The sequence below is a fragment of the Methylobacterium sp. Leaf99 genome (genome assembly GCF_001422375.1).
Classification (GTDB): domain Bacteria; phylum Pseudomonadota; class Alphaproteobacteria; order Rhizobiales; family Beijerinckiaceae; genus Methylobacterium.
The window spans coordinates 306,382-322,961 of record NZ_LMMU01000001.1 but is presented as its reverse complement, the minus strand read 5'-3'; the positions used below and the strand labels follow the sequence as shown (position 1 = coordinate 322,961).

The window sequence follows — 16,580 nt, the reverse complement described above, 5'->3', positions numbered from 1 at the left end:
GGCGCGGGACGATCCGCGTCAACGAATTCAGGGCTTTGCAGTTTGCCTGCGACACCTGTAGCTTGATGAGCGAATGATGGTCCGGCTCTCCGCCTGGGATCACGACGAGGGAATCCGGCGCAGCCGATGCGGGAAGAGAGTGCCGCGACCATGCCGGCCCGCCCCACGGCCGGCCCCGTTACGCCCACGGTGACGAACCCGGGGACGATGCCGGCACGATCCGAGACGCTGGCCGCCGCCCATCGGCCGGCGCGCCGGAACGCCTACGCCGCCCTCGATCTCGGCACCAACAATTGCCGCCTCCTCATCGCCGAGCCGGCCTCCCACGGTTTTCGCGTCATCGACGCGTTCTCGCGCATCGTCCGCCTCGGCGAGGGCCTCGGAAACGCCGATCGCCTGAGCGAACCCGCCATCGAACGCACCATCGATGCCCTGCGGGTGTGCCGGGCCAAGATGCAGACGCGCGGCGTGGTGCGCGCCAAGATCATCGCCACGGAAGCCTGCCGGCTGGCCGTCAACGGCGCGGCCTTCGTCGAGCGTGTCCGCGATGAGGTCGGCCTCGACCTCGAGATCGTCGATCGCCAGACCGAAGCCTACCTGGCGGTGACCGGGTGCGCCGCGCTCGCCGACCCCTATGCCGAATCGGTGGTCATCTTCGACATCGGCGGCGGCTCCACGGAGATCGCCTGGCTCGACGGCGCGGCCACCAATCCGTCGACGGACCCGACCCTGCGCATCCGCGCCTGGGATTCCCTGCCCGTGGGGGTCGTCACCCTGGCCGAGCGCCACGGCGGCGCCGATGTGACCCGCTTGACCTTCGAGGGCATGGTGGAGGAGGTGGCCGACATGCTGTCGCGCTTCGCCATCCGCGCCGCGCCGGCCGCCAACGCCCGTCATTTCCACTTGCTCGGCACATCGGGTACGGTGACGACGCTTGCCGCCATGCACCTGCGTCTCGCCCGCTACGAACGCCGCCGGGTCGACGGCCTATGGATGAGCGACGGCGAAGTCGGCGGGGCCATCGACGATCTTCTCGACACGCGCCTCGACCAGCGTGCGGACAATCCGTGCATCGGCCGGGACCGCGCCGACCTCGTGCTGGCGGGTTGCGCCATCCTGGAGGCGATCCGCCGGGCCTTCCCGTCCGATCGCTTGCGCATCGCCGATCGCGGCCTGCGCGAGGGCCTGCTGATGAACATGATGCGTGAGGACGGCGTCTGGCGCCGTGGGGGTTACCGGTGAGTGACAGGCGTGGTGCCGGCGCAGGGTTGCGCGGCGAACTCAAGCAACGGGTGAAGACGGGGCGCGGTCGCACGGCTTCGCAGAAGCGCTGGCTGGAGCGCCAGCTCAATGACCCCTACGTGGCCCGGGCCAAGCGCGAGGGCTATCGCTCCCGCGCGGCGTTCAAGCTCATCGAGATCGACGAGCGCTTCAAGCTCCTGAAGCCCGGTCAGCGCATCGTCGATCTCGGCGCCGCGCCCGGCGGCTGGTCGCAGGTCGCCGCCAAGATCGTCGGTGGCTCGGGACGGATCGTCGGCATCGACCTCCTGGAGATCGAGCCCATGGTCGGCGTCGAGTTCATCACCCTGGACTTCCTCGACCCGGAGGCGCCGGGGCTCCTCACCGGGCTGCTCGGCGGTCCGGCCGACCTCGTCCTGTCGGACATGGCGGCCAACACCACCGGCCACAAGCAGACCGACCACCTGCGGATTATTGGCCTCGCCGAGACCGCCGCCGAGTTCGCCCGCGAGATCCTGGCACCCGGCGGGTCCTACCTCGCCAAGGTGTTCCAGGGCGGCACCGAGGGCACCTTGCTCGCCGACCTGAAGCGCGACTTCGCCGCCGTGCGCCACGTCAAGCCGAACGCGAGCCGGGCGGATTCGAGCGAGCTCTACGTGCTGGCGACGGGATATCGCGGCGAACGTCCCTCCGAAGCGGCGGACGTCGACGCGGACTGACGGGTCGCCGGCGCCCGCCTATTCCCACTCGATGGTGCCGGGCGGCTTCGAGGTGATGTCGTAGGTCACCCGGTTGATGCCCTTGACCTCGTTGATGATGCGGGTCGCGACCCGGCCGAGGAAGGCCATGTCGAAGGGATAGAAATCCGCCGTCATGCCGTCGACGGAGGTGACGGCGCGCAGGGCACAGACGTGATCGTAGGTGCGCCCGTCGCCCATCACGCCCACGGTCTTCACCGGCAGGATCACCGCGAAGGCCTGCCAGATGGTGTCGTAGAGGCCCGCCTTGCGGATCTCGTCGAGGTAGATCGCGTCGGCTTTCCGCAGGGCGTCCAGCTTCTCGCCCGTGATGGTGCCGGGGCACCGGATGGCGAGGCCGGGGCCGGGGAAGGGGTGGCGCCCAACGAAGGCCTCGGGCAGGCCGAGCTCCTTGCCGAGAACCCGGACCTCGTCCTTGAACAATTCGCGTAAGGGCTCGACGAGCTGCATGTTCATGCGCTCGGGGAGACCGCCGACGTTGTGGTGGCTCTTGATGGTCACCGAGGGACCGCCGGTGAACGAGACGCTCTCGATCACGTCGGGGTAGAGGGTGCCCTGGGCCAGGAACTTGGCCCCGCCGATCTTCTTCGCCTCCGCATCGAACACGTCGATGAACAGGCGGCCGATGGTCTTGCGCTTGATCTCGGGGTCGCTGACGCCCTCGAGTTCGCCGAGGAAGAGTTCCTGCGCCTCAACGTGGACCAGCGGGATGTTGTAGTGGTCGCGGAACAGCCGCACGACCTCGTCGGCCTCGCCCATGCGCAGCAGGCCGTGGTCCACGAACACGCAGGTGAGCTGCTCGCCGATGGCCTCGTGGATGAGGACCGCCGCGACGGAGGAATCGACGCCGCCCGACAGGCCGCAGATCACCTTCTCGGGGCCGACCTGCTCGCGGATCTTGGCGATGGCCTCCTCGCGGTAGGCACCCATGGTCCAGTCGCCGGAGCAGCCGGCGATGTCGCGCACGAAGTTGCGGATCAGCAGCGCGCCGTGGGGCGTATGGGCCACCTCCGGATGGAACTGCACCGCGTAGTAGTTGCGCGATTCGTCGGCGACCGCCGCGAACGGGGCGTTCTTCGACATGGCGACGGTGGTGAAGCCGTCGGGGAGTTTCGTCACCCGGTCGCCGTGGCTCATCCAGACGGGATAGTGCTCGCCCACGTGCCAGACGCCCTTGAACAGGGGACAATCCGACAGGATCTCGATCTCGGCGCGGCCGAACTCGGCGTGGTGGCCGGCCTCGACCTCGCCGCCGAGCTGGGCCGCCATGGTCTGCTGGCCGTAGCAGATGCCGAAGACCGGCACGCCGGAGTCGAACACGACCTGCGGGGTCCGCGGCGAGGCATCCGTGGTCACCGATTCGGGGCCGCCCGACAGGATGACGCCCTTGGGCTTCGACTCGGCGAAGGCCTCGGCCGCCTTGGTGAAGGGCACGATCTCGCAATAGACGCCCTCCTCACGCACGCGCCGCGCGATGAGCTGCGTCACCTGGGAGCCGAAATCGACGATGAGGATCTTGTCGTGGTCGGTGTTCATGGAACCGGAGTTAGACGAGGCGTCGGCACGGTGCAACGGATGGGTCAGGGCGCGACCCGCATGGACCGCAACCGTCTGGGGATGCCGTCAGCCGGCAGGGCGACGTTCCAGGGTGGCGACGTAGAAGCCATCCGTCCCCGTGAGGGCCGGACTCATCTGCAGACCGTGCCCGGTGAAGCGCAGGAACGGCGCCAGATCGGGCTTCTGCACCGCCACCACGTCCTTCGCCGGCACGACGGCGAACGTCCCGCCCGTGCGGGCGAGGAAGCCGGCCACGGCGGCATCGTTTTCCTCCGGGAGTAGGGAGCAGGTGACGTAGGTGATACGCCCCCCGGACCGCACCAACCCGGCGGCCCGGTCTAGGACCGCCGCCTGCTCGTTGACGCGGGCGGCGAGCGCGCCGGGCCGCATCCGCCACTTCGCGTCGGGGTTGCGCCGCCAGGTGCCGGAGCCCGTGCAGGGCGCGTCGACGAGGACGCGGTCGGCGGTGCCGTCGAGGTCGCCGAGGACGTCGGTCCGAGCCCGGCCGCCGCGCGGGGTGCGGATCTCGGCCTTCGCCCCGGCCCGGCGCAGGCGCTCGTGGATGGGAGCGAGGCGGCGCGGATCGTCGTCGCTGGCCACCAGCCGGCCGTCGTTGTTCATCATCGCGGCGAGGCTCAGGGTCTTGCCGCCGCCGCCCGCGCAGAGGTCGACCACGGTCTCGCCCGGCCGCGCGCCGGAGAGCAGGCTCGCGAGCTGCGAGCCCTCGTCCTGGATCTCGTACCAGCCGTCGAGAAACTCCGGCTCGACATGGAGGGCGGGGCCGCGCCCGTCCTCGCCGATGGGGATGCGCAGGCCGTTGGGGGCGTGGGGTGTCGTCGCCGGGGCCAGATGCGTCAGGCCCGCCATCGCCGATTCACGATCGTGCTTCAGCGTGTTGATTCGGATGTCGAGGGGTGCACGCCGCCCCAGCGCCCGCAACTCTTCGAGCAGGGCACCACCGAAGGTCGCCGCCAGAGCGGGAAGCACCCATTCGGGCACGTCGCCGGCGACGTGGTCGGGGGCCTGCGCCAGGGTCGCGTCGGTGAGGCGGGCGCGCTCGTGGTCGGACAGGGGCTCCGGCGCGAAGCGCTCGCCCGAGAACAGGCCCGCGATGGTGGGGGCCGCAAGGCCGTGCTGAAGGCGCAGCATGCCGATGACGAGGGCGCGCGGGCTGTCGTCGTCCATGATCCAGGCGGCCGAGGCGCGCCGGCGCAGGGCGTCGTAGACGAGGCTGGCGATGGCCGCGCGGTCGCCCGAGCCGGCGAAGCGGTGGGCGAGGCCCCAGTCCTTCAGGGCGTCGGCGGCGGGGCGGCGGCGTCCGGCGATGTCGGCGAGGACTTCGATGGCGGCGGAAAGGCGTGCGGGGGGCGTCAGGGCAAAGGTCCTTCGAGTTGCGGCACGTGCCGCGATACGGCCACGCTTGAGGCGGGCCCGGTCACAATACGGTCGAGCTTCCGGCGCGATCGACGGGCATGTCGAGGGCGGGGCCGCAGCGATTGGTGCCCGGAGCTTTAGAGAACGCCATGCCCCCCGTCATCCATCTCGGCCTCGCCGGCCTCGTGATGCTTCTCGTCGCCGCTTGCGCGACCGCCCCGGCCGCCATCGATCCGACACCGCCGCCGCGCCGCCTCGACGCGAAGACGCAGCTCGAATACGGCAACCCGCCCCCGCCCCCGCCCCCGCCGCCCGGCCCGCGCTACTGAGCCTTCGCCGCCTCGCGGGCGCGCCGCGCTTCGTAGGCCTTCACGTGCGTCAGGACGCGGTCGAGCAGGGGATGCCCGGCCGCGTCGGGCGCCCGCGCGACGAGATCGCCGATGATCTGGTCGGCCTCGATCCGCGCGCCGTTCTCGATGTCGCGCAGCATCGAGGCGGTGAAGCCCGAGCCTTCCGCCGTCAGGGTCGCGCGGGTGCGCTCCACGAACTTTTCTCGGGGGGCGTGGCCGGCCTGCTCAGCGATGCTCCGGCATTCCTCCAGCAGAGCTTCGATGAAGGCCCGCCCGCCGGGGGCGGCGACGATGTCGCCGATGGTGGCCCGCATGAGGCAGGTCGAGCCGGCCAGCGTCGCGAGGAACGTCCACTTCTCCCACATTTCCAGGACCATCGACCGGCTGAGGCGCGGTTCGAAGGTGGCCCCCTGCATCAGGCCGTCGATGGCCTCGATGCGGGGCGACAGGCTGCCGTCGCGCTCGCCGTAGGTCAGGGTGTGCAGGTCGTTCATCTGATGGACGGTGCCGTCGGACCCCAGCGTCGCCGCGATGGCGCAGGTGCCGCCGAGGATGCGTTCCGAACCGAACCGGGCATCGAGGGCATCGAGGTGGCGCATGCCGTTGAGGACGGGCAGGATCGCCGTCTCCGGCCCGATGGCGGGGGCGACATCGGCCAGCGCTCCGTCGAGGTCGTAGGCCTTGCAGCTCAGGAACACGAGGTCGAAACCGCCCGCCGCGTCCAAACCGGCCGCCGTGACGGTCTTGGGCGCCGGGATCGTCAGGTCGCCGTGCGGGCTCTTCACGTTGAGCCCGTCGGCTGCGAGTTTGTCCGCGCGTGCCGGGCGCACGAGGAAAGTCACGTCCCGACCGATCTCGGCCAGCCGGGCACCGAAATAACCACCGGTGGCACCGGCGCCGACGACGAGTACGCGCATGGGACGATCCTTTTTCAGTTCGATTCTATCCGGGACGATCCCAACGCCGTCAGCTTGCCAGAAGGCGTACCGCGAACACCACCCACATCACGAGCAGCACCACGACGCCGGCGACGAAGGCGCGAAACCGATACGGGACATGGTTCGTGGTGATGAAGACCCCCGCATGGACGATCCGGGTCGCGACGAACATCCAGGCCAGCACTACGAAGAATAGGTCCGCCTTCCGGGTGGCGAACGCCAGGGGCACGAGGGCGTAGAACAGCACCGGCAGTTCGAATTGGTTCGCGTAGGCGTTGGCCGCCTGCTGGGCGCGGGCCGGCCACGCCTTCTGTCCGAGGGCGATGTCACCGACCTTGACGCCGCCGGCGCTCACGGCGGCGAACCGGACGCGCCCCATCCACACCCCGAGCGCGAAGGTGAGCAGAACCTGTACGAAGACCGGAGCGAGGATGGCTTGGACGGTCATGGTCGGGCGGTTCACGCGGAAGAAGAGTCCCGCGCCCCTTGGGGCGCGGGATGATGGCGGATCGGACCCGGTCTCAGGCCACGTTCAACCCCGGCCGGGGTAGTTCGGGCTCTCGCGGGTGATGGTCACGTCGTGGACGTGGCTCTCGCGCAGGCCCGCGTTGGTGATGCGGACGAACTGCGCCTTGTCCTGGAACTCGGGGATGGTCGGGGCGCCGACATAGCCCATGGCGGCGCGCAGGCCGCCGGCGAGCTGGTGCAGCACCGCCGCCACCGGTCCCTTGTACGGCACCTGCCCCTCGATGCCCTCGGGCACCAGCTTGTGGGTGTCGTTGACCTCGGCCTGGAAGTAGCGGTCGGCCGAACCGCGGGCCATGGCGCCCACCGAACCCATGCCCCGGTAGCTCTTATAAGAGCGGCCCTGGTGCAGGAACACCTCGCCGGGGGCCTCGTCGGTGCCGGCGAGGAGCGAGCCGAGCATGACCACCGACGCGCCGGCCGCGATGGCCTTGGCGAGGTCACCCGAATACTTGATGCCGCCATCGGCGATCACCGGCACGCCGGCGCGATCGGCGGCCTCCACGGCCTCCATCAGGGCGGTGAGCTGGGGCACGCCGACGCCGGCGACGATGCGGGTGGTGCAGATGGAGCCCGGGCCGATGCCGACCTTGATGGCATCCGCGCCCGCATCGATGAGGGCCTGGGCGCCGTCGCGGGTGGCGACGTTGCCGGCAACGATCTGCACGGTGTTGGAGAGCTGCTTCACCCGGCGCACGGCGTCGAGCACCTTGATCGAGTGGCCATGCGCCGTATCGACCACGACCACGTCGCAGCCGGCATCGATGAGGCGCTCGGCCCGCTCGAATCCGCTGTCGCCGGTGGTTGTGGCCGCCGCCACGCGCAGGCGGCCCTGCTCGTCCTTCACGGCGCCCGGATAGGCGACCTGCTTCTCGATGTCCTTGACGGTGATGAGGCCGATACAGCGGTAATGGTCGTCCACCACCAGCAGCTTCTCGATCCGGAACTGGTGCAGGAGACGCTTGGCCTCGTCCTGGTTTACGCCCTCGCGCACGGTGATGAGCCGATCGCGGGTCATGAGTTCGGCGACGGTCTCGGAAGAATTCGTCGCGAAGCGCACGTCGCGGTTGGTGAGGATGCCCACGAGCTTGCCGCGCGAGCCGTTCGGGCCGCGTTCCACCACCGGGATGCCGGAGATGCGGTTCTGCTTCATCAGCGCGAACGCGTCGGCGAGGGTCTCGTCGGGATGGATGGTGATGGGGTTGAGCACCATGCCCGACTCGTACTTCTTCACGAGGCGGACCTGCTCGGCCTGCTCGTCGGGCTCGAGGTTGCGATGGATCACGCCCATGCCGCCGTTCTGCGCCATGGCGATGGCCATGGGCGCTTCCGTGACGGTGTCCATGGCCGATGCCAGGATCGGCAAGTTGAGGTGGATGGTGCGGGTGAGCCGGGTCGCGACGCTGACCTGCGTGGGCATCACCGAGGACGCGGCGGGTCGCAGGAGGACGTCGTCGAAGGTCAGCCCCTCGATGATGGAATCTGCGGTGATGCGCGCCATGAGCCAACTCCCAAACGGGTCGAAACGCCGGGTCCAAGGACCGCTTCGGCGTCATCGAGTTGGCACGGGCCAGTATCATGCGGGCCCGACCCGCGCAAAGGCGGAATCCGCGTGCGGTGGGGGGATATCCCCCGGCCGCATGGCTTCCCGGCCGCGCGGGCCGGGCGTTTCGGTCAGTTGACGGGGGCGGCGGGACCCTTGTCGGTGTATTCCGGCGGCAGGCCGATATAGTCCGCCAGGATGCCGTCGATGCCCGGCGCGCGGCCGAAAGCCTCGCAATCCGGGTCGAGGGGTGCCTCGCCCAGGGTGGTGATGCGGATGCGGTCGTAGTTCGGGATGGCGAGGGGCGCCTTGAACGGATCGACGCCGGTGGCGAGGTAGCCGCCCCAGTCCTGGCCGAATTCGCCGGCGAGATCGTAGGCATCGCTGATGGGCGAGAACCGGGGCTGGCTCGTGAACGAGTTGGAGGCCCCGCCCCACACCATGGCGGCGCGCTGCTCGTGACGCCCGTCGAGGGCTTCGGCCTCGATGGTGATGCTGCCGAGACCGATGGGAATGCGCGGGATCGGCACGCGACCGACGGACGTCGCGAAGCCCACGCCGACCTGCGAGGCGATGCTGACACCGGCCGAGGTGGCGATGGTGGCGCCCGCCGCGGGCAAGCCGGTGAGTTCGACGCGGGTCACCGCGGCGCGCACGGTCAGATCCGCCTTGCGGCCCGAGACTACGTCGTAGCGCAGGGACAGTTCGTAGCAGAGCGCACGGTCGGCCGCGTTGGCCACGAGACGGCGCTCGACGGGCGTCAGGCCGGGGCCGGAAACGGCCTCGGAGAACGTCGTCGGGATGATCCGCACCGTGCGGGCTCCGGCCGTGGCCGTGCGGTCGATGTAGAGCTTTGCCCGGGTAGCAACCTCGTCGCTGCTCACGAGGCGGTCGTAGCGGGTGAGCGACCCGGAATCATTGAGAAGGACCGTGCCGCAGCCGGCCATGGCGAGCAGCAGGGCGAGGCCGGCAGTCATGCCCGGCACCCTGAGACGACGTTCGAAGCGCGAGGGCATCCAGGAACCTTGACGGAAGAACGGGAACGACGGGTCTGGCGTATCCGGGGCAGGCATGCCCACGAACGGCACCAGCCGGTCCGTGTTGGGAACAGCTTAGCGGCGGCGGCGACCCTGTGGAAAGGCACTCGCGCCGGCGCGGCCCGTCGTAACCGCCGCGTGTGGCGCAAGCGCCACGCTCTCGGGGCCGTGCCTTGGGCTCCGTCAACGCGAACTCCAGGGCGGAACCGCACATCGTCTGTTCAACCGCGGCTTTTTCTTTGAAGTGACGCAACCGAACCACGCTCAACGGACTTGTTGCCCTCCGATGCGTCCGTCCCAGATCGTCCCCCTCGTCGTCGCGACGGCCCTGTTCATGGAGAACACCGACGCGACGGTGATCGCCACGGCTCTGCCGGCGATCGCCAGAAGCCTCGGCGAGGACCCGATCGCCCTCAAGCTCGCGCTCACGGCCTATCTCGTCAGCCTCGCGATCTTCATTCCCATCAGCGGCTGGATGGCCGATCGTTACGGTGCCCGCACGGTGTTCCGAGTGGCGCTCGGCGTGTTCATGGCCGGCTCGCTCGCCTGCGCGGCTTCCGATTCGCTCATGGGCTTCGTCGCCGCCCGGTTCTTCCAGGGGCTGGGCGGCGCGATGATGGTGCCGGTGGGTCGTCTCGTCATCCTGCGCAGCGTGCCGAAGAGCGAACTCGTCAGTGCCCTCGCCTACCTCACGATCCCCGCCCTGATCGGTCCGATCATGGGACCGCCCCTGGGCGGCCTGATCACGACCTACCTCGACTGGCGCTGGATCTTCCTCATCAACATTCCCATCGGGCTCGCCGGCATCGCGCTCGCGAGCGTGTACTTCGAGAACGTGCGCGAGGCCGAGCGGCCGCCCCTCGACCTCGTCGGGTTCCTGCTCTCGGGCCTGGGGCTCGCGACCCTGATGCTCGGGCTCGCTTCGACGGGCCGCCACCTGCTGCCCGACGGCGTCTCGTGGGGGTGCCTCGCCGCCGGCCTCGTCCTGCTGACCCTCTATGTCGGGCATTCGCGCCGGGTGCCGCATCCGGTGATCCGCCTCGATCTCCTGCGCTATCCCACGTTTCGTGCTGCGGTCACGGGGGGAAGCCTGTTCCGCATCGGCACGGGGGCGATCCCGTTCCTGCTGCCGCTGATGCTGCAGATCGGGTTCGGCCTCGATCCGCTACAATCGGGCCTGCTCACCTTCGCCGCCGCCGCCGGTGCGCTCCTCATCAAGCTCATCGGACCGCGCATCCTGCGCGCCTACGGCTTTCGCCGGGTGATGCTCGTCAATGCGGTGGTCGCCTCGGGCTTCCTCGCGGTGAACGGCCTGTTCACGGCCGAGACCCCGCACGCGATCATCGTCTGCACCCTGCTGCTCGGGGGCTGCGTGCGCTCGCTCCAGTTCACCTGCGTCAACGCCATCGCGTATGCCGACCTCGAGCCACGGGACATGAGCGCCGGTACGAGCCTCGCCAGCGTCGCCCAGCAATTGTCGCTCAGCCTCGGCGTCTCCCTCGGGGCCCTCGCCCTGGAGGGGGCCGCGGGCTGGCACGGGCGCACGGCGATCCAGGCGGAGGATTTCGGCCCGGCCTTCTTCGCGGTGGCGGCGATCTCGGTCCTGTCGGTCTTCGCCTTCCGGCGCCTCGCCCCGGATGCCGGAGCGGAGGTGTCAGGTCAGCGCCGGGTCGCACCGGCGCCCTGATCTAGGCCGCCGCGCGGGTGGAAGCCCGGCCGGCCGGGCGCTTCGGCCGCGCGGCCGATTTCGGCGTGGTCGTCCGGGCGGAGGCCGGCTTTGCCTGGGCACGGGCGCCCTGCCGCCAGCCCTGCCACGACCAGGCGCCGGGGCCCGTCATCGCGACCATCAGAAAGCCCCCGGCGAGGCCGAGATCCGCGAGCATCAGGGTCCGTTCGGCCACCGCCGTCGGACCGGAAAACTGCCAGAACGGGTGCAGCAGCACGGCCATGACCACGGCGAACACCGCCAGCATGAGCCCGGTGATCCGCGGCAGGACTCCGAGGATGAGGGCCAGGGGTCCGAACACCTGCACCATTACGGCGGCCGTCGCCAAGAGGTTCGGCGCGGGCAGGCCGGTTCCGGCGAGGGTCAGGGCGAAGCCCGAGACGTTCAGGGCCCGGGCGATGCCCGTCGGCAGCAGGGCGGCGGCGAGGAGGAGGCGCGCAAGGAGAAGCGCTCCGTCTTGGGTACGGCCGGTCACGTCGGAGGCTCCATCTGGTCGCTGGGAGAACAAACCATGTCCCGAGGGCCTGAAGACCGGGTTAAGCCCGTCAGCCCGACACGCCGCCGCGGTACAGGCGCCCGTGCTCCGTCCAGGCGACGACGAGGAGGGCGAGGCCCCCGAGCCCGGCATAGCCGAGGCCGATGGGCAGCACCGTCCCGTCGAAGGCCTGGCCGATGAGGAAGCCGCACAGGGCGCCCAGAATCGTCGTGTAGAAGCCGAGGAAGGACGAGGCCGTCCCGGCGATCTCGCCGAGGGGCTGGAGCGCCAGGGCGTTGAAGTTCGGCATGGCGAAGCTGAGGAGGAACTGGTTGGCGGCGAGAACCCCGAGGAACAGCCCGAGGGGTGGGCGGCCGCCATAGGCGAGCGCCGCCATCACCTGGACCACTGCGACGACGACGAAGGCGGTCAGCCCGGCATGCGACAGCGGCCGCATGCCGAGGCGGCGCACGAGGCGGGCGTTGACCAGGGTCGCGGCTCCCATGGCGCCGGCCACGAGTCCGAAGGCGAGGGGGAACAGGGCGCCGAGGTGGTAGAGGCCCGTATCGAACACCTGCTGGGCCGAGCCGACATAGCCCATGATGCAGCCCGTCAGCAGACCGAGCGCCGTGGCGTAGCCGACCGCCACGCGGTTGCGGAAGGTCAAGGACACCGCCTGCCCCACGGCCGCGAGGGAGAACGGGCGCCGGTCCTGCGGATGCAGGGTCTCGGGCATCCGGGCGGAGAACCACGCCACGAGGAGGCCGGCGAGGACCAGCATCGACACGAAGACGTAGTGCCACGAGCCGAGCAGCAGCATCGCCCCGCCGATGGCCGGTGCGATCATCGGCACGATGAGGAACACCATCATCACGAGCGACATCACGCTCGCCATCTCGCGCCCGGCGAAGCGGTCGCGCACGATGGCCGTGGACAGCACCCGGCCGCCGGCGGCGCCGATGCCCTGGATGACGCGCGCCGCGAGCAGCCAGGCGAAGGAGGGGGCCACCATGGCGAGCACCGTGCCAGCGACGTAGATGGCGAGGCTCGCCAGCAGCACCGGACGCCGTCCGTAGCTGTCCGACAGGGGCCCATAGACGATCTGCGCCGCGCCGAAGCCCAGCATGTAGACGTAGATCAGCCATTGCAGCCGGTTGGGATCGGCCACCCCGAATTGTGCCTGGATCTCGGGAAAGGCCGGCAGCAGGTTGTCGATGGAGATGGCGGTCACCGCCATCATCAGGGCGACGATGCCGACGAACTCGCCGAAGCGCGGGCCGCTCCAGGCGGAGGGATCTGGGCGCGACGAAGGGGCCGGAGCAGACGGAGGCGTCACCGACAAAGCGATCCTTGCGACGATTGGCTTGAGCCCGGGTGGACGTGCGAGGTCCGGCTATGACCCGACCCGCTGGCGCCCCGAAGTTTCGAGCGGTGCAGATGGGGACGAAGTCGGAAGGCGCTGCCAGTCGCTTGGTTCCACGCCGGATGTCGGTGCGAAAACACGCACGACGATTCATGGGCTCGTCCGTCGATCACGGGATCGCCCGACCCTCCTGGAACCGGGTCGCCACACGCGTTGATCGGGTCTAGGTTCCGGAGCCCGCCCGGACGCCATCCGGTGCGCGGACGGACCGGTCACGAAGGGCGGCCTTGGCCGAAGGTACACCTTGCCTTGGGGCACCGTCTGGCCTTGTCTGCCGCACGCATAAAAACAAAATCGGAGGAATCGCCATGAACAAGCCAGAGTTCCTGAACGCCGGCACCAAGTCCCCGTTCTCGGCCCGGTACGACAATTTCATCGGGGGCCAATGGGTCGCCCCGAGCGCCGGCCGCTACTTCGAGAACACTTCGCCGATCACTGGCCGGGTGATCTGCGAAGTCGCCCGCTCCGATGCCGCCGATGTCGACAAGGCCCTCGATGCAGCGCACGCCGCCAAGGACGCCTGGGGCCGGACCTCGCCGGGCGAGCGCGCCCGCATCCTGAACAAGATCGCCGACCGGATGGAGGACAACCTCGATCTCATCGCCCTGGCCGAGACCTGGGACAACGGCAAGCCGATCCGCGAGACGACGCATGCCGACATCCCGCTGGCCATCGACCATTTCCGCTACTTCGCCGGCTGCGTCCGCGCCCAGGAGGGGTCGATCTCCGAGATCGACCACGACACCGTCGCCTACCATTTCCACGAGCCGCTGGGCGTCGTCGGCCAGATCATCCCGTGGAACTTCCCCATCCTGATGGCCGTGTGGAAGCTCGCGCCCGCGCTGGCGGCGGGCAACTGCGTCGTGCTGAAGCCCGCGGAGCAGACGCCCGCCTCGATCCTCGTCGTGGCCGAACTCATCGCCGACCTGCTGCCGCCCGGCACCCTCAACATCGTCAACGGCTTCGGCTTGGAATGCGGCAAGCCGCTGGCCTCCTCGCCCCGCATCGCCAAGATCGCCTTCACCGGCGAGACGACGACGGGCCGCCTGATCATGCAATACGCCTCGCAGAACCTGATCCCTGTGACGCTGGAGCTCGGCGGCAAGTCGCCGAACATCTTCTTTGCCGATGTCGCCAACGAGGATGACGACTTCTTCGACAAGGCGCTCGAGGGCTTCACCATGTTCGCCCTGAACCAGGGCGAGGTCTGCACCTGCCCGAGCCGCGCCCTCGTGCACGAGTCGATCTACGATCGCTTCATGGAGCGGGCGATCAAGCGCGTCGAGGCGATCACGCAGGGCTCGCCCCTCGACCCCGCCACGATGATCGGCGCCCAGGCTTCCTCCGAGCAGCTCGAGAAGATCCTGAGCTACGTCGATATCGGCAAGCAGGAAGGCGCCGAGTGCCTCACGGGCGGCGAGCGCAACGTCAAGGACGGCGAGTTCGCCGAAGGCTTCTACATGAAGCCGACGGTGTTCAAGGGCCACAACAAGATGCGCATCTTCCAGGAGGAAATCTTCGGGCCGGTGCTCTCGGTGACGACCTTCAAGGACGATGCCGACGCGCTCAGCATCGCCAACGACACCCTCTACGGCCTCGGCGCCGGCGTCTGGACCCGTGACGGCACCCGCGCCTATCGCTTCGGCCGCGCCATCCAGGCCGGCCGCGTCTGGACCAACTGCTACCACGCCTACCCGGCCCACGCGGCCTTCGGCGGCTACAAGCAGTCCGGCATCGGCCGCGAGAACCACAAGATGATGCTCGACCACTATCAGCAGACGAAGAACATGCTGGTGAGCTACTCGGCCAAGAAGCTCGGCTTCTTCTAACGTTCGGCCCCGAGACCACCTTGCCCCGGCCGGAAGGCCGGGGCTTTTTCGTTCCTCGCCCTATGTTTTCGGCAAGACTGCCCAGTGAAGATCGCCCCAGGGAGGACAAGCCGATGAGCGACATCGCCACGCCTGACCAGACGACGCCCGATCAGACCACCGCAGACCTGGCGGGCGTCGACGGCACGCCCCTGCGCGTCACCGCGACCCCGGCGGCCCTCGCCCTCATCGACGAGCTGCGCGCCGACCACGGGCCGGTGATGTTCCACCAGTCCGGCGGCTGCTGCGACGGTTCTTCGCCCATGTGCTACCCGCAGGGCGAGTTCCTGACGGGCGACAGCGACGTCCATCTCGGGACCGTGGCGGGCGCCGATTTCTGGATCAGCCGGCCGCAATTCGAGGTTTGGAAACACACCCACCTCATCCTCGACGTGGTGCCGGGGCGGGGCGGCATGTTCTCCCTCGAGAACGGGCGCGACAAGCGCTTCCTCATCCGTTCGCGGCTGTTCACGCAGGCCGAGAACATGGCGCTGTCCGGCGCCTGCAAGCTCTGATCGTAAACCTCAGGGCCAGACCTTGATGGCGAGGGGCCGGCGCAGGAGATCGCGGTCGGAGGTGATGGCGCAGCCCTCCGTGCGCAGGGTGACGTAGGTGAGGAGCGCCGTGTCGCCGGTGTCGTCGAAGTTGCGGCCCGTGGCGGCGGGGTCGAGGAGGGACGGGTAGGCGATGAGCCCGTCCCGCGCCCCGCACGGATCGTCGTACAGGGTGGTGCCGGCCAGCAGCAGCCGCGGCCGGTCCCAGGTGAGAAGATCGCGCGAGCTCGTCCAGTAGAAGCCGGATTCGGGGAAATCACCGGCCTTCTTCGCCATGAACACCGCGATCCAGGCGCCGCTGGCACGATGGCGCACGACGGCGCCGACGGGAGTCGGGAAGGGCGCCACCGGTTTGCAGGTCGCCGGATGCGCCACCTTTCCGGTGTAGGGATCGGGAAACGCGGCGGTGAAGCCGATGCCGGTCCAGGCGCGCCAGCGCGCCGGGTCGGCCGGATCGTCGGTGCGGAACAGGCAGACGCCGGCCGCCTGATCGCTGCCCTCGAGATCCCACCCCGTGGTCGAGGCGAACATGTAGCGCCAGCGCCCGTCGCCGAAGATGTTCGACGGGTTGAAGAACCCGCGATGGCGACCCTGGTCGACCTCCTGGCGGAACGGCGCCCCGGCCACCACCACGGGCGGCGTTGCGCGCACGAACCGGCGCCCGCCATCCGTCGAGGCGGCGGCCACCACCGTGTTGTACCAGCATTCCAGGTAGACCTTGGAGCGGCAGCGTCCGGGGTGCTCGTTGGCCTGATACTCGTGGTGGAGGAGGGCGGCGATGGTCTTGCCGTCCTGTGTCCAGGTGGCGGTGATCCACGAGCGGTCGTCGTAGAGGGCCGGGTCGGACTTCTCACCCGAATCGAGGACGACGGCGCAGTCGAGCTTGAGCGCGTCCAAGGACGGACCGCGCAGGGCACGACTCCGATAATGCATCCCGAACAGCGCGACGGCGCCCGACGCGTCCCGGTACGCCCGCGCCGACGCATCCGGCACGTCGGCCCCATCGCAGGCGTCGCGACCGGCCTTGAAGACGACGATGGGCGGTCCGACCAGGGTCAGGGCCGAGAGCGGTGGTTCGGACGCCGCGGTGGCGGCGCCCGTGAGGCTCGCGAGCGCGAGAAGAGTGCGGAGGAAGGGGCGCGTCATCGCGTATGCCTGGACATCACGGCGAGTTTGGGTTTTGAACCGTTACAGACTGATTGCCACGGCGCCG

At 69.5% G+C, this 16,580-nt stretch carries 15 protein-coding genes; 6 read left to right on the top strand and 9 right to left on the bottom strand.

What is annotated here, in order from left to right:
* Nucleotides 1-126: 126 nt before the first annotated feature.
* Both ASF28_RS01515 and ASF28_RS01510 read left to right on the top strand, forming a co-directional pair.
* Nucleotides 127-1,242 (top strand): Ppx/GppA phosphatase family protein, encoded by a 1,116-nt coding sequence (locus tag ASF28_RS01515; protein ID WP_056086733.1) that lies wholly within the window; start codon nt 127-129, stop codon nt 1,240-1,242.
* Nucleotides 1,239-1,958 (top strand): RlmE family RNA methyltransferase, encoded by a 720-nt coding sequence (locus tag ASF28_RS01510; protein ID WP_056086730.1) that lies wholly within the window; start codon nt 1,239-1,241, stop codon nt 1,956-1,958. The genes ASF28_RS01515 and ASF28_RS01510 overlap by 4 nt, the downstream gene beginning before the upstream one ends.
* Nucleotides 1,959-1,976: 18 nt before the next feature.
* Here the strand turns inward: ASF28_RS01510 and guaA are convergent, their stop codons facing one another.
* On the bottom strand, nt 1,977-3,533 hold the full coding sequence (gene guaA, locus ASF28_RS01505) for a glutamine-hydrolyzing GMP synthase (protein WP_056086727.1): 1,557 nt from the start codon (nt 3,531-3,533) through the stop codon (nt 1,977-1,979).
* A gap of 87 nt (nt 3,534-3,620) precedes the next feature.
* Entirely contained in the window at nt 3,621-4,928 is a 1,308-nt protein-coding gene (locus ASF28_RS01500; RefSeq protein WP_056086723.1) for an RsmB/NOP family class I SAM-dependent RNA methyltransferase, read from the bottom strand.
* Nucleotides 4,929-5,077: 149 nt separating this feature from the next.
* On the opposite strand from ASF28_RS01500, the gene ASF28_RS01495 reads away from it, so the two are divergent.
* Complete coding sequence (locus ASF28_RS01495) at nt 5,078-5,257, top strand: hypothetical protein (protein ID WP_056086720.1); 180 nt, start codon at nt 5,078-5,080, stop codon at nt 5,255-5,257.
* Here ASF28_RS01495 and panE read toward each other — a convergent pair.
* From panE to ASF28_RS01475, 4 genes are all read right to left on the bottom strand, one after another.
* The gene (panE, locus tag ASF28_RS01490) at nt 5,251-6,195 is read right to left on the bottom strand and encodes a 2-dehydropantoate 2-reductase (protein WP_056086717.1); all 945 of its coding nucleotides are present in this window, start codon (nt 6,193-6,195) and stop codon (nt 5,251-5,253) included. The genes ASF28_RS01495 and panE overlap by 7 nt on opposite strands.
* Before the next feature lie 49 nt (nt 6,196-6,244).
* Complete coding sequence (locus ASF28_RS01485; RefSeq protein WP_056086714.1) at nt 6,245-6,664, bottom strand: MAPEG family protein; 420 nt, start codon at nt 6,662-6,664, stop codon at nt 6,245-6,247.
* A gap of 84 nt (nt 6,665-6,748) precedes the next feature.
* A complete protein-coding gene (gene guaB, locus ASF28_RS01480) occupies nt 6,749-8,242 on the bottom strand; it encodes an IMP dehydrogenase (protein WP_056086712.1) in 1,494 nt (497 codons plus the stop codon).
* A gap of 173 nt (nt 8,243-8,415) precedes the next feature.
* Nucleotides 8,416-9,300: a DUF3313 domain-containing protein gene (locus ASF28_RS01475; RefSeq protein ID WP_056086710.1), complete on the bottom strand. Its 885-nt coding sequence runs from the start codon at nt 9,298-9,300 to the stop codon at nt 8,416-8,418.
* A 307-nt stretch (nt 9,301-9,607) separates the two neighbouring features.
* Here ASF28_RS01475 and ASF28_RS01470 point away from each other — a divergent pair, with 307 nt between their 5' ends.
* Nucleotides 9,608-11,008 (top strand): MFS transporter, encoded by a 1,401-nt coding sequence (locus tag ASF28_RS01470; protein WP_056086708.1) that lies wholly within the window; start codon nt 9,608-9,610, stop codon nt 11,006-11,008.
* A 1-nt stretch (nt 11,009) separates the two neighbouring features.
* Here ASF28_RS01470 and ASF28_RS01465 read toward each other — a convergent pair whose 3' ends face one another.
* A complete protein-coding gene (locus ASF28_RS01465) occupies nt 11,010-11,522 on the bottom strand; it encodes a DoxX family protein (RefSeq protein ID WP_056086704.1) in 513 nt (170 codons plus the stop codon).
* A gap of 70 nt (nt 11,523-11,592) precedes the next feature.
* A complete protein-coding gene (locus ASF28_RS01460) occupies nt 11,593-12,762 on the bottom strand; it encodes a multidrug effflux MFS transporter (protein ID WP_274533116.1) in 1,170 nt (389 codons plus the stop codon).
* A 491-nt stretch (nt 12,763-13,253) separates the two neighbouring features.
* Here ASF28_RS01460 and adh point away from each other — a divergent pair, with 491 nt between their 5' ends.
* Nucleotides 13,254-14,774, top strand: coding sequence for an aldehyde dehydrogenase (adh, locus tag ASF28_RS01455; RefSeq protein WP_056086701.1), 1,521 nt, complete (start codon nt 13,254-13,256; stop codon nt 14,772-14,774).
* A 113-nt stretch (nt 14,775-14,887) separates the two neighbouring features.
* Nucleotides 14,888-15,328 carry a DUF779 domain-containing protein gene (locus ASF28_RS01450; protein ID WP_056086698.1) on the top strand — a complete coding sequence of 147 codons (441 nt, stop codon included), beginning with the start codon at nt 14,888-14,890 and terminating at the stop codon, nt 15,326-15,328.
* 9 nt (nt 15,329-15,337) lie between these two features.
* Here the strand turns inward: ASF28_RS01450 and ASF28_RS01445 are convergent, their stop codons facing one another.
* The gene (locus ASF28_RS01445; RefSeq protein ID WP_056086692.1) at nt 15,338-16,513 is read right to left on the bottom strand and encodes a hypothetical protein; all 1,176 of its coding nucleotides are present in this window, start codon (nt 16,511-16,513) and stop codon (nt 15,338-15,340) included.
* Nucleotides 16,514-16,580 lie beyond the last annotated feature (67 nt).